Source organism: Agathobaculum massiliense (assembly GCF_900291975.1).
GTDB classification, from domain to species: domain Bacteria; phylum Bacillota; class Clostridia; order Oscillospirales; family Butyricicoccaceae; genus Agathobaculum; species Agathobaculum ammoniilyticum.
This window is the reverse complement of record NZ_OMPN01000001.1, coordinates 1,103,024-1,116,403: the sequence shown is the minus strand read 5'-3', so window position 1 is coordinate 1,116,403 and position 13,380 is coordinate 1,103,024. Positions and strand designations below refer to the sequence as shown.

The window sequence follows — 13,380 nt, the reverse complement described above, 5'->3', positions numbered from 1 at the left end:
GCTATGAAAAAACCGCAGCCGTCAGGCTGCGGTTTTTTGCTGTGTGTGGACGGACGGGCGGCGCCTATTCGGCGCCGCTGTTATCCTCCTTGATCTCGCCGCGCCGGAACGCGGCCAGCAGGTCCTTGAGGTCGTCGATTGTCTGCTGAAGCGCGCGGCCGTTGTCGGTCTCGCTGATGCGGATGCGGTTTTCTGACCGGTCGAACGCCATGGAGGTGGACAGGATATCCTTGTTGTCCCGAATGGCGTTGCGTCTGCCTGGAAACGGCTCGTGTGCCGTGATGTGGATGCCCCAGGAATCGTATACCAGCGTATAGCCCGCGATGCCGGTGGTGGGCTGGTACGCGCGGCAGAAGCCGCCGTCGATCACGATCAGGCGGCCGCCCGCCTTGATCGGGCTTTCTCCGTCCTTGGTCTTGACCGGCACATGGCCGTTGACGATATGGCAGTGCTCGCCCTCCAGCCCGAATTCGCGCAGAATGCGCACGCACACGGCGTCCTCGTTGTAGAAGGAATAGTAGGGGTTTTTTGGCTCGGCCCAGGTCGCCTGATCGGCGATCAGGCGGCGCTCAAACGTTGCGATATGGTCGCGGCCGAACGAGGGGGAGTTGCGCCCGCACCACAAAAACCATAGGAAATCCTTGCCGAACTGCCGCTCCGGCGTTCCCTCGCGGGCATAATAGCCTTGTCGCGCGGCGGTTTCGCACCAGTCCATCAGCGCCTTGCCGGAAAGCGTTTTCCCGCCGAACGAGAACGTGAGGAATTCTCCCCTGTCGTCCATCGGGATGCAGCCGTGGTACAGAAGGTTGCCGTTGAAGCACTTGTACAGCCCGCCCTTGGAATAGAGGAAGCGGATATGACGCTGGAGCTTTTCACTGCGCAGGAACGAGTTTTTGAGCTGCCCCATCAGCTCGGCCTCGGCTTCGGACAGGCGGTAGGGGTCGGCAGGGTCGATGGTCGGGAAATCGCAGTCGCGCAGCGGGTAAACGCCCGAGGGGAGCCGCACCGTGCCGCCTGAGAAGTCGATTTTGTCGAGCAGCAAGCGGTCGTCCATGCGGAACGAGGGGTTGCGCATGATGGTCTGACCCTCCAGCTTGAACTGGATGACCGCGATTGCCTTGTGCATGCGCGCGGCGCGGGTGACATCCACCTTGGACTGCTCGCCCTCCTCCACGGTCTTGGGGAGAAAGCAGGATATGTCCGAGCCGCGGTAGGTTTCATCCGCGAACAGCGCGAGCGGGCGTAGGCTGATGCCGTAGCCGGTCTCGATGACATCCAGATTGTTGTAGGTGATCGAGTTGCTCAGGACGGTTGCGATGCAGGTGCGGCTGCCCGTGGCGGCGCCCATCCACAGCACGTCGTGGTTGCCCCATTGGATATCGACCGAGTGGTGCTCCATCAGTAGGTCCATGATGATGTCCGCGCGCGGGCCGCGGTCAAAAATATCGCCCACGATGTGCAGGTGGTCGACGACCAGGCGCTTGATCAGGTTGCACATGGAGATGATGAATTCCTCCGCGCAGTCGGTTTCGATGATGGAGGCGATAACCGTGTCGAAATACTCGCGCTTGTTGAAGATATCATTGTTTTTGTTGAGCAGCTCGTTGATGATGTCACCGTTCCAGACGGGCAGCGCGCGGCGCACCTTGGCGCGCGTATATTTGGAGGCGCACAGGCGGCAGATCTCGATCAGCCGGCGCAGGGTGATGCGGTACCACTCCGCGCGGTTAGGGGCCGCGTCGGCCAGCTCGGAAAGCTTTTCCTCCGGATAATAGATGAGCGTGGCGAGCCGCGCGCGCTCGTCCGCGGGCAGAGCGTCGCGCAGCACGATGTCCACCTTTTCCCGCACAGCGCCCGAAGCGTTGTTCAGGATATGCACGAAAGCCTCGGCCTCGCCGTGCAGATCGCTCATGAAATGCTCGGTGCCCTTGGGCAGGCTGAGGATGGCCTGTAGGTGGATGATCTCGCTGCTGGCCGCGCGCACGTTGGGATACTGTTGTGCGAGCAGGCGCAGGTATTTCTGTCTTTCGGTGCGGTTGTCCATGAAAACGCCTCTTTCTGCATGTGGTTTGGTCTGATTCCAGTATGACATAAAACCGGACGGAACTCAAAGGGATTTGTGTAAAAAATGAAAAAAACCGCCCAGGGCGGTTTTTCTATTTGGGCCGTTTGGGGGTGCGCGTGCGGTCGGGCGCCCAGCCCTTCAGCGGGTAGCGCTGGATCGCGCCGAAAATCCGCTCGCGCAGGCCGGGCATGGTCTGTTCAAGGCTTTTAAGCAGGTCCTTGATCTCCTGCCGCTTGGTGTTGCCGTCCGCGGGGCAGGGGTTATGCACGATCGGAAGCACATGCCGCGCGGCGAACGAGCGGACATAGTACTCCGGCGTATACAGCAGCGGCCGGATGAGCGTGATTCCAGTGCGGTCAAGAAAGGTTACCGGCTGGAAGCAGGAGATGCGGCCCTCATAAAACAGCGAAAGCATATAGGTCTCCACCACGTCGTCAAAGTGGTGGCCGAGCGCGACCTTTTTGCAGCCGGCGGCCTTCGCGGCTTCGTGCAGCGCGCCACGGCGCATCTTGGCGCACAGCGCGCAGGGGTTCTCCTCCTTGCGGATATCGAAGATGATCGGGCCAATCTGGGTCGGGATGCGGATATATTCCACGCCCAGCTCGTCGCACAGCGCCTGGACCGGAGAGAAATCCATCTCCGCGTAGCCCATCTCGAGCGTGATGGCCACGATCTCGAATTTTTGGGGGTAAAATGCCCGCAACTTCGCCAGCGCGACGAGCAGCGCGAGCGAATCCTTGCCGCCTGACACGCCAACCGCGATGCGGTCGCCCTCTTCAATCATATGGTAGTGGTCCACCGCGCGGCGGACGTAGGAAAGCATTTTCTGCATGATGCGGCCTCGTTTCCGTTAAATACCTATTATTTATATCAGAAAACGCGCGCGGAAGCAAATACAAAATTTGAAATTCAAAACGAGAAATAGTGAGCATGAAAGAGAAAACAAGAGATAAACGGAGAATATTGTGGATTGCAGATAAAATTTGAAAAAACCGCTTGACTTGCCGGAAATGATATGTTTTAATAGATATGCTCGCTTGGAGCGCATGAAAATGTTGTCAAATTACTTTTGATATAAAAAACGGAGGAAGAAAACATGTCTACTTTTATGGCTAAGGCAGAGACTGTCGAGCGTAAGTGGTATGTGCTGGACGCCGCGGGCAAGCCGCTCGGCCGCACCGCCGCTACCGCCGCCATGCTGCTGCGCGGCAAGCACAAGGCTGAGTTCACCCCCCATGTTGACTGCGGCGATTTCGTTATCGTGATCAACGCGGACAAGGCGGTTCTGACCGGCAAGAAGCTCACCCAGAAGTATTACCGCCACCACACCGGCTGGGTCGGCGGCCTGAAAGAGGTCCAGTACAAGACCCTGATGGCGGAGAAGCCGGAGTTCGCGATGCAGCTGGCCGTTAAGGGCATGCTGCCGAAGAACTCGATCGGCCGTCAGTCCGCGACCCGTCTCAAGGTTTACGCGGGCGAGAACCACAACCATCAGGCGCAGAAGCCCGAGAACTGGGAAAAGTAAGGGAGGAACCAACTGATGTATACACCTAAGAAAGCTTATTTCTACGGCACCGGCAGAAGAAAGTCCTCCGTTGCCCGCGTTCGTCTGTTCCCGGGCGGCACCGGCGAGATCAAGATCAACAACCGCACGATCGACAACTACTTCGGCCTTGAGACGCTGAAGATGGTCTGCCGTCAGCCGTTTGAGACGACCGGCACCGCCGGCAAATTCGACGTGGAATGCACGGTTTCCGGCGGCGGCTTTACCGGTCAGGCCGGCGCGATCCGTCACGGCATCGCCCGCGCGCTGCTGCAGGCGGACGCTGAGCAGTACCGCCCCGCGCTCAAGGCGGCGGGCTTCCTGACCCGTGACCCGCGCATGAAGGAACGCAAGAAGTACGGCCTCAAGGCTGCACGCCGCGCTCCGCAGTTCTCCAAGCGCTAACGCCTGTATTTCCGCAGAACAGGCAAGCACCCGAAAGCCAAAGCTTTCGGGTGCTTTTTTCTGTCCGTGCGGCAAAAAAATTTGACTTCGATTGAAAAACATGGAACCTTAGGCGGGCGCGCTCCGTCAAAAAGGCACAACGAAAAAGGAGGAGACTCGTATGAAGAGAATCATAGCAGGCGTTCTTGGCGCGATGCTGCTAGGGACGGCCGCAGGCGCGGCGGAACAGCCCGCAGAGCCATACCAGCCGCAGCCCTATCGGATCACGGAGCAGGCGGAGATCGTGGAGGTGCATACCTCGGTTCATGAGGGGGATATCACGCTGGTGCCGCGGATCACCGTTAAGACCGACACCTGGGATGAATTGACGCTCATGCTGGGCGAGGATACCTTTCTGGCGGACGCGCGGGATGGCACGGTAAAGCGTATGACCGATGTAAGCGGCCAGACAGACGCGCTGCAAACCGGTGACACCCTGCTTGTCACCTATGAGCCGGAGATGACCCGAAGCATCCCGCCGCAGACCCATGCGGAACTGGTCGTCACCCATCCGGACGAGGGCGTTACGCCGCACCTGCTGGATGTGGAGGTGTTGTATCGCGATGAAACGGTGCGCTTCCTGACCGATAACGCGGGTTTGGTCGTCAGCGTGGACGCGCAGACGCCGGTGCAGACGCTGTATGGCGAGGCGGCGGAGGCCGCGGACCTGCATATGGGGGCAACGGTCGTCGCTTGGTATGACATCGTGGCGTTGTCCATGCCCGGGCAGACGGCCGCGCAGAAAGTCGTGCTTCTGCCCCAGCAGGACCGGACGTTTACCATCCTGACTGGCGGCGATATTGCAATCGCGCAGGGCCGTGTGGAAAATGGCGTGGCGATGGTGCCGGTGCGCGCGGTCGCGGAGGCGCTGGGCTATACCGTATCCTGGGATGGAGTGGATGAGAGCGTTCGGCTCTCACTGGACGGAAGCGCCGCAGCGGATATCCGGCTGGGAGAGGACCGGTACAGCTTGGGCGACGGCGGCAGCGGCCTGGCGCTGGGGGCGGCCTCCTACGAAGTGGATGGCGTGAGCTGGGTGCCGGCCGAGGTATTCACGCGGCTGGGTCACTCCGGACAGGCGCTGACGGGAAGTGTCATGCACCTGAGCGGAAGAATGGAATAAGCGGAAAAGGCGCGGGGCATCCGCGCCTTTCCTGTTTGTGCGGCGACATGCCGTCCGGCCGTTAAGATGCGGTTAATATTGTCCGCCTTCGGTTGACAGGGAGGGACGCCGCCGCTATAATAAGGAAAAATGCCGCGAAAGGGACCGCATAAACCAGGAATGACACCGCTGACAATCCTGCGGACGAACAGTAAACCACACCGATAAGGAGTAAGCAAGGCATACCTGTCCCCTTGGAGGAAGGGGCGGTGGGGCATGCCTTTTTCTGTTGTCTGCCCTGCGCGCGGCTGGGAGTGTTTCCATGAATCTGGATAAAAAAAGAACGTTTATCGTCAATACCCTGTATTTCGGCATCATGCTGCTGCTCGCGGTCGTGCTGCTCAAATACGCGCTGCCGCTGCTCGCGCCGTTCGTGATCGGCTTCGTGCTTGCCTACCTGCTCAAGCGGCCGATCCGCTTTGCCTCGCATAAGCTGCATATCAGCCGGAAAGCGGCGGCGATCGCGCTGGTGCTGGTATTTTACTGCACCATTGGGTTGCTACTGGCGCTGCTGGGGATCAAGGCGTTTTCCGCTGCCGGAGACTTCCTGCGTGGGCTGCCCGGCTTTTACACCGCGCGGGTGGAGCCTGTGCTCATGAGCATTTTCAGCGGAATTGAGCAGTCCGTCCTGAGTATTGACGAATCTCTGATCGCTTCCCTGGAACAACTCTGGGGGCAGTTCGTGGAATCGCTCGGCCAGCTGGTGTCCAGCCTGTCCGCCGGAACGATCAGCGTGCTGTACAGCTTGGCGGGTTCCCTGCCCGGGCTGTTCATCAAGCTCCTGCTCATGATTATTTCCACGTTTTTTATCGCTATGGACTACGACCGCATCACCGGTTTCTTTATCCGTCAGATGAGCGAAAAGGCGCAGGAGGTGTTTTGGGAGATCAAGACCTATGTCACAGGTACGCTGTTCGTCTGCATCCGTTCGTATGCGCTCATCATGTCGATCACATTTGTAGAGCTGTCCATCGGCCTGACGGTCGTCGGGATCGAAAACGCGGTGGTGATTGCGCTGCTGATTGCGGTCTTTGACATCCTGCCCGTGCTCGGTACAGGCGGCATCATGATCCCATGGGCAGCCATCACGGCGATACAGGGCGAGTTCAAGCTCGCGCTGGCGCTGTTCGCGGTATATATCGTGGTCACGATCATCCGCAATATCATCGAACCCAAGATCGTGGGCAGCCAGCTTGGCCTGCATCCGGTGGCGACGCTTGCGAGTCTGTTCCTCGGCGCACAGCTGTTCGGCGTGGTCGGCCTGTTCGGGTTCCCGATTGGCCTGTCGCTGCTACGCTACCTCAATGAGCAGGGGACGATCAAAATATTCAAATAGGCTTTGCCGAAAAGCATGCACCTCAAAAGAAATGACCGCCCGCGGGCGGTCATTTCTTTTGAGGTGCGGTCAGCGGGAGGTGGACGGGGCGGGCGCTTTGCCGAGCGTGCGGGTGTAGCGCGCCATGCGCTGCACGACGAATACCGCCACGATCAGCTCGGTCACCGGCATGGCGAACCACAGCGCCCCGGGCGCGGCGAACGCGGGCAGCGCATAGATCAGCGCGCCGCTGATGACAAGCCCTCGGGCGACCGACACGATAAACGCCGCGCCCGGCTTCATCAGGGATTGGAAATAGTAGGTGGAGAAGATGTTAAGCGGCAACAGCAGGAACGAGATGCCATAGCTGCGCATGATGGCGGGCGCGGCGGCGAGTACGCTCTCGGTCGGGGACATGAACACGCGCACGAACCCGTTGGGGACGGCGAGTACCAGCGCGGTCCAGAAGACGCTGAAAAACGCCACAGCATACAGCGCATAGCGCAGCGTCTGCCGGATACGCCGCCATGCCCGCGCGCCGAGGTTGCGCGAGAGAATGGGCTGCGCGGCCTGTCCTACGCTGTACGCGCAGCACTGGACAAAGGTGCTGATATTGACGATTATGCCGTAGACCGCCAGGCCGTCCGTGCCGATATAGCGCATGATCTGGCGGTTGAACAGCATGGTGAGGATACCCATGGCCACATCGATGAAAAACGTGGAAAAGCCGGTGACAAGGATTTGCTGGGTCTGGAGCAGTATCCGCTTCGGGCGCACCAGCCGCAGCGTGCAGCGGCGCGAAAAAAAGTGCGTCAGCATCACGCAGAAAGAAATGCCCGCGCCGATCGCGGTCGCCAAGCCCGCGCCGAAAATGCCCATATCGCAGGCGAATACGAAAAACCAGTCGCCAAAGACGTTGAAGATACCGCCAGCCAGCACGCCTGCAGTCGCCAGGGCGGGGCTGCCGTCGTTGCGCAGGAATGCGGCGAGCATCTGGTTGAACAGGAAAAATGGAACGGTGAATTTGATGGGCAGCAGGTAATCCTGCGCGAGTGGGAGCAGCGCGTCCGACGCGCCGAACAGCCGCAGCATGGGCGCGTCGAAAAACGCGACGATGCCCCACCAAAGCACGGAGAACAGCACCGCAAGGCCGAGCGCGGCGGTAAAGTACTCGTTTTCATCCTCGTGCCGCATACCCTTGCTGCCGCGCAGCGTGGAGAACAGCACCGACCCGCCGATGCCCGCCAGCAGGCCGAAGCTGTAAATGATGTTCCATACCGGCGCGACCACGGCCAGGGCCGCCGTGCCATCCGGCCCCTGGTACTGGCCGACCATCGCCATATCCACGATGCCGTAAATCGAGCTGATGAGCGCGCTGCCGAACGCTGCGGCCAGATACCGGAAGTACAGCGGACGAATGCTGTCTGTCAGCAAATTCATGTGTTTGAACCTCCCTTTGCGGGCGTTAAAAAAGCCGGATAAGGAACAGGCATCCCAGCCTGTCACCTTATCCGGCTTATCATTTCCCGCGAATGACTCGCCCTCCGAGTGAGCGGTATCATTGTAGCACGGGGGGATGGTAAAGTCAAGCGGTGGTTTTATTCATCTGTGCGCAGCCGCTCGACCACGCTCAGCCGCGCGGTGCTGCGGTAGGTGGCGAGCGGGATGAGCAGCCCCAGCGCGGCGAACACCGGCAGTAGCAGCACGAGGGGCAGGATGGAGAATTTATAGGTGAAGAACCAGAACACGGTCGAGCAGCCGGCGCCCACCAGCGGCCCGAGCGTCACGCTGAGCGCAAGACTCAGTGCGAGCGCGAGCAGGGCGTAGTACAGCCCCTCGAGCATGAGCATGCGTTTGAGCTGCTTTCCGGTCATACCGATAGCCTGCAAGACGGCGAACTCGTGCCGGCGGGTGATGATGCCGGTCAACACCGCGTTTAAGAAGTTTAAAACGCCGACCAGACCGATGATCAAGCTCAGTGCGAGGCCCAGTGTCAAGAACATGGTGCGGAAGCTGTCAAACTCGGCCTGATAGGTCGCCTTGCTCTCGTAATCGAACAGCGGCTGCACGTTTTCGGTGTAGTCCTTGAGGAAGGCCTCCATGCTGCCGTCCGTGCCGTCTGCTACGTCGAACACATAGGTCATGACCGAGCTGGTCTGCGTGTCACGCTTGAACTGCTCCGCGCCCATCACGAACTCGTCCGCGCCGTAGTAGCGGTAGTCGAGCGAGTGGGGGACGAGTACCGTGGCCACGACCGTGTATTCCGCGTCGCGGTAGGTCTTGGCGCGCGAGCTGATGCCGCGCCCACTGTCATAAGCCGCGTCCACCTGCTCGGGCGGGATGATTTCGCCGGTGTCCGAATAAAAGTACTCGAGCTCCTCCACATAGCGCAGGCGAACCTTGTCACCCACCTTCGCCCAGTTCGAGCCCTCTTGCGCGTCGCCGTAGTCGTCGGACATATAAACCGCCGCGACCGCGTTGGCGGTGGGGTCGGCGAGCGCGGACAGGTCGCCCTCCAACACTTCGAGTTTGGAAAGCGGGAAATCCTCCATGCCGTAAAGTTGGACGCGGTCGGCCAGCAGGCCGTTTTCGTCGCGCTCCTCATCCGCGACCATGAGGTCGAGCGTTTCTGGAGAGTTCCATTGCCCCCAGCTCTGGCGGAACCAGTCCTCGGTGACGAACTCCTGCACGTTCGACACCTTGCCGTAGATGCGGCCCGCGTCCGTGACGCCGCCCTGTGCGCCGATGTCCGCAATGACGTTTTCCGGCACCGCCTCATCGGTCGAGGTAAAGCCTGCGCCGGTCTGGAAGTAGGCCGCGTCGCCGACGACGAAATCGACCGCCGACTTGCTTGAGAGGTACTTATCCATGTCAAAGCCGATGGCGAAGGTGTAGGTGAGCTGCATGAGCACCACCGCGAGCGCGAGCGAAAGGACGGTGACGACCGTTTTGCCGCGGCTGCGGCCGAGGTTCATCCACGCCATGCGCGGCAGCCTGGCGCCGTAGGCCGCGCGCTTTGCCGCAGTGTGCCGGCCTGTTGCCTTTTTCGGCTTTTTCGCGCTTGCGTCCGTGTAGCGTACCGCCTCGACCGGCGATACGCGCGCGGCCATTTTGCCCGGCTTGCGGCAGGAGATGCGTACGGTGATGAGCGAGAATACGGTTGCAAACACAAAGATGAGCGGGCTGAGGGACACAGTCTCGTGCATCCCGTCCAAGCGCGAGATGACGACCGGCACCAACCCCGCGCCGACGAAATACCCGCCCGCAAGGCCGATGGGGATGCCGACGAGCGAAAGCAGGTACGCCTGCCGCCGGATCATGCGGCGAATCTGCCGGCCGGTCGTGCCGATGGTCTTGAGCAGCCCGTAAAAGCGGATGTCGCCCGTGACCGAAATCTGGAACACATTGTAGATGATGAGATAGCCGGTGAAGATGATGAGCGCCAGCATGGCGGCGATGGCGATGACGGTCATGGGGTCGGCCTGCGCGGCAAGCTGCGCGCCCGAATAGCCCCAGTTGACGCCGATGCCGATATAGTCCTCCTCTCCGGCGTTTTCGCACTGATAGCCGTGGTTTGCGAGGATCTGCGTCAGATCTTCGCGGATGTGCAGTGAACTGGCGAGCATCACGTCGAGCGACCAGGTACCGGTCGCGGTATAGGGGTTGCCCGTGGACAGGGCGCACAGCTCGTCGGCCGCCGAGCGGGGCAGCAGGACGTGGGAGGCGGTAATGGCGCTGTCGTACTCCCACCAGCCGCAGAGCGTGAACGTGCGCTCGACCACATGCGCGTCCTCGGTGTTGCCGTCGATGGCGATGGGCAGGGTGAACCTTGCGCCGATTTTAGGCTCCACGCCCAACAGGGAGAGTACGCGGGTGTCGGCCGCGGCCTCGTCCGTACCCTCGGCGGGCAGGCGGCCCTCGACCGGCTCGATGAAGTAATGTTTGGCCTGCGTCGGGTCCATGTAGCTGACCTCGATATGGCTCTTGTTAAACGGCGGGTCGTCGCTCGTCATGCCCACCATCAGGCGGGTGCCGGACTCCTGGATGAGGGGATCGTCCCGCAGCTCGGCCACCTGCGCTTCGGTCAGGTCCTTAAACGTGCCGTGGTTGTCGCCGCCCGCCTGCCGGAAGTTGCCCTGCTGGAACGAGTCGTTGATGGACATGGCGATGGTGAACAGCGAGGTAAACAGCACGGTCGTCAGCGCGATGGCGATGACCGCAATGATGTTGCGCGTTTTCGCCGCCTTGAGGCTGCGGTCGGACAGGCGGCGGATGCACCTTTTGTTGGGAACGTTCAGCATATCGCGCGCCCCCTTACGAATGGACGATGCGGCCGTCCTCGATGCGGACGATCCGGTGCGCGAGTTGGGCGATCTCCTCGTTGTGGGTAATCATCACAATGGTCTGGCCGAACTTCTCGCTCGTCACCTTGAGCAGCGCGAGCACGTCCTGGCTGGTTTTGCTGTCCAGGTTGCCGGTCGGCTCGTCCGCCAGGATGATGGCGGGCTTGGTGGCGAGCGCGCGGGCGATGGCCACGCGCTGTTGCTGGCCGCCCGAAAGCTGGCTGGGCAGATTGGACAGCTTGCTTTCCAGCCCCAGCGTGCGGATGATCTCGTCCACATAGGCGCGATCGACCGTGCCGCCGTCCAGCTCGATGGGGAGTACGATATTTTCGTACACGCTCAGTACGGGAACAAGATTATACGCCTGGAACACGAACCCGATGCGCCGGCGGCGGAAAATGGTCAGCTCGTCGTCCTTCAGCGCGAAGATGTCGTTCCCGTCCACATAGACCTTGCCGTCCGTCGGGCGGTCCAGCCCGCCGAGCATGTGCAGCAGGGTGGATTTGCCCGAGCCGGATGTGCCGACCACCGCGACGAATTCGCCGTTTTCGACCGCAAGGTCCACGCCGTCGAGCGCGCGCACCTCGGTATCGCCCGCGCCGTAAATCTTGCGCAGGGCCTGTGTCTGTAAAACCTTCATAAAAGGAACCTCCCAAAAAAAGTCTGTATCGCACCCTTGGGTACAATACAGACGATACCATGCAATTCTGTCGAGAGCCTGTCGGAAATCTAACAGTTTTGTTAGATTGCTGGAGGAAGCGCTCCAGCGGGGGAGTTTCACGGCCTGCGCACAGTTCCTCGCCGTCCACAGACGGCGAAATTTTCCAGCCCGCGAAGCGCGGGCAAATCATCCGTGCCAGTGGGCCAAACATGCGCTGCATATGTGCCATCATGCGCTTCCGCGGAGCGGCAACCACAGCCGCTACGCTTTGGGCAAAAACAGTGAAAACGTGCTGCCTTCCCCAAGGCGGGAGGCTACCTTGATATACCCGCCGTTCGCCGCGGCGATTTCGCGGGCGAGATACAGTCCCAGCCCAACGCCCTGCTCGCCCCGCACGGCGGGGGAGCGGTAGAACCGCTGGAACACCCGTCCGCATTCCTCCTCGGCAAGGCCGATGCCGGTGTCCGCCACGTCGATGCGGCAGAACAGCTCATAGGGCGTGACCGACACCGTGATGCAGCCGCCCGACGGCGTGTACTTCACGGCGTTGTCGATCAGGTTGCCCAGCGCCTCCTGCGTCCACTTGGGGTCAAAGCGCGCCGCCGCTGCCGTATCCGGCGGCGCAAGGAGCGCAACGCCCTTTTCCGCAGCCTTAGGCGTGGCTTCGCGCAGGGCGGCGGAAACCAGCGCCTGCACGCTGGCTTCCTTCGGGTGTACCTCGATCGCGCCGGTTTCCAGCCGGCCGGCCTTGACCAGTGACGCGATGAGAAACTGCAGCTTCTCGGCCTGCGCGGTGAGCTGCGCGACGCAGTCGCGGCAATCCGGCGGCAGGCCCTTGTCCGCCAGCAGCCCAGCGTACAGCAGCAGGTTCGCGATCGGCGTTTTGGTCTGATGCGAGATATCCGCGATCAGCGCCTGCACACGCGCCCGATCCTCGGCAAGTCGCGCGGCGGACGTGCCGCTTGCGTCCAGATACCGCTTGAGCCTGGCCTCGACCGCGGACAGGCGGCTTTCGTCAAAATGCGTGGGGACAAACGCGCCGCACACCGCGTCGTCCAGCATGCGGTCCAGGCTGTTCATGGTGCGGCGCAGGCGCAGCCGGTCGTAAACAAGCACGGCCAGCGCCAGCAGCACGGCGGCCAGGGCGACATACTTCATGTCTCCACCGCCCAACTGTACCCCACGCCGTATACGGTTTTGATGGGTGCGTTTTTGCCCAGCTTGCGCCGCAGCCGACCGACCGTGACCGACAGCGCGTTCTCGTCCACATAGTCCGCCCCGTCCGTCCAGATGCGGTCGAGCAGCGTGTCGCGCGGCAGGGTATGCCCGCGGTTTTCGACGAGCAGGCGCAGCAGCCGTTGCTCGGTCTGCGAAAGCTGGAGCGGCCTGCCCTCCACGGCGAAGTCCAGCCGGTCGAAATCAAAGCGGAACCTGTCCTGTTCGAACACAGCGGGCGCGGCGGCGGGGGCGTTGCGGCGCAGCGCGGCCTCCACGCGGGCGCGCAGCACGGCCAGTGAAAAGGGCTTGGTGATATAGTCGTCCGCACCCAGCGTCAGGCCGGTCACGATATCGGTTTCCAGGTCGTTCGCGGTCAGCAGGATGACCGGCGGGCCGCCCGTGTCGCGCGTCTCTTCGAGCAGCGCCAGCCCCGAGCCGTCCGGCAGGTTGATATCAAAGATGGCAAGGTCGAAGGTTGCGGCGGCGAGCGCCCGCCGCGCGTCCGCGCAGCCGGATGCCAGCGTGCAGGCGTGCGCGCCGCCCAGCGCAAGCGTCAGCCCGCGGCCGAGCGCGGGGTCGTCCTCAACGATCAGGATGTGTTCCATGGCAATCACCTCACGCTCCCCATT

General features: G+C 61.5%; 11 protein-coding genes. 4 read left to right on the top strand and 7 right to left on the bottom strand.

Going from position 1 to position 13,380, the window contains the following annotated elements; translation table 11 throughout:
* Nucleotides 1-64 precede the first annotated feature (64 nt).
* Nucleotides 65-2,044: a fructose-1,6-bisphosphatase gene (locus tag DBQ51_RS05805; protein WP_107631003.1), complete on the bottom strand. Its 1,980-nt coding sequence runs from the start codon at nucleotides 2,042-2,044 to the stop codon at nucleotides 65-67.
* 112 nt (nucleotides 2,045-2,156) lie between these two features.
* Complete coding sequence (locus tag DBQ51_RS05800) at nucleotides 2,157-2,897, bottom strand: tRNA 2-thiocytidine biosynthesis TtcA family protein (protein ID WP_054326721.1); 741 nt, start codon at nucleotides 2,895-2,897, stop codon at nucleotides 2,157-2,159.
* A 264-nt stretch (nucleotides 2,898-3,161) separates the two neighbouring features.
* Here DBQ51_RS05800 and rplM point away from each other — a divergent pair, with 264 nt between their 5' ends.
* The 4 genes from rplM (at nucleotide 3,162) to ytvI (ending at nucleotide 6,550) form a co-directional block, all read left to right on the top strand.
* Nucleotides 3,162-3,590: a 50S ribosomal protein L13 gene (rplM, locus tag DBQ51_RS05795; RefSeq protein ID WP_054326722.1), complete on the top strand. Its 429-nt coding sequence runs from the start codon at nucleotides 3,162-3,164 to the stop codon at nucleotides 3,588-3,590.
* Nucleotides 3,591-3,605: 15 nt separating this feature from the next.
* Nucleotides 3,606-4,013 (top strand): 30S ribosomal protein S9, encoded by a 408-nt coding sequence (rpsI, locus tag DBQ51_RS05790; protein ID WP_054326723.1) that lies wholly within the window; start codon nucleotides 3,606-3,608, stop codon nucleotides 4,011-4,013.
* Nucleotides 4,014-4,173: 160 nt separating this feature from the next.
* Nucleotides 4,174-5,175 carry a copper amine oxidase N-terminal domain-containing protein gene (locus tag DBQ51_RS05785; protein WP_107631002.1) on the top strand — a complete coding sequence of 334 codons (1,002 nt, stop codon included), beginning with the start codon at nucleotides 4,174-4,176 and terminating at the stop codon, nucleotides 5,173-5,175.
* Nucleotides 5,176-5,476: 301 nt separating this feature from the next.
* The gene (ytvI, locus tag DBQ51_RS05780; RefSeq protein WP_054326725.1) at nucleotides 5,477-6,550 is read left to right on the top strand and encodes a sporulation integral membrane protein YtvI; all 1,074 of its coding nucleotides are present in this window, start codon (nucleotides 5,477-5,479) and stop codon (nucleotides 6,548-6,550) included.
* A gap of 69 nt (nucleotides 6,551-6,619) precedes the next feature.
* Here ytvI and DBQ51_RS05775 read toward each other — a convergent pair whose 3' ends face one another.
* From DBQ51_RS05775 to DBQ51_RS05755, 5 genes are all read right to left on the bottom strand, one after another.
* Nucleotides 6,620-7,969 carry an MATE family efflux transporter gene (locus DBQ51_RS05775; protein WP_107631001.1) on the bottom strand — a complete coding sequence of 450 codons (1,350 nt, stop codon included), beginning with the start codon at nucleotides 7,967-7,969 and terminating at the stop codon, nucleotides 6,620-6,622.
* 158 nt (nucleotides 7,970-8,127) lie between these two features.
* Nucleotides 8,128-10,830, bottom strand: coding sequence for an ABC transporter permease (locus DBQ51_RS05770; RefSeq protein ID WP_199855184.1), 2,703 nt, complete (start codon nucleotides 10,828-10,830; stop codon nucleotides 8,128-8,130).
* A gap of 13 nt (nucleotides 10,831-10,843) precedes the next feature.
* Nucleotides 10,844-11,512: an ABC transporter ATP-binding protein gene (locus DBQ51_RS05765; RefSeq protein WP_054326726.1), complete on the bottom strand. Its 669-nt coding sequence runs from the start codon at nucleotides 11,510-11,512 to the stop codon at nucleotides 10,844-10,846.
* Between the two features lie 282 nt (nucleotides 11,513-11,794).
* A complete protein-coding gene (locus tag DBQ51_RS05760; RefSeq protein WP_054326727.1) occupies nucleotides 11,795-12,691 on the bottom strand; it encodes a sensor histidine kinase in 897 nt (298 codons plus the stop codon).
* Nucleotides 12,688-13,356 (bottom strand): response regulator transcription factor, encoded by a 669-nt coding sequence (locus DBQ51_RS05755; protein ID WP_054326728.1) that lies wholly within the window; start codon nucleotides 13,354-13,356, stop codon nucleotides 12,688-12,690. The genes DBQ51_RS05760 and DBQ51_RS05755 overlap by 4 nt, the downstream gene beginning before the upstream one ends.
* Nucleotides 13,357-13,380: the final 24 nt, after the last annotated feature.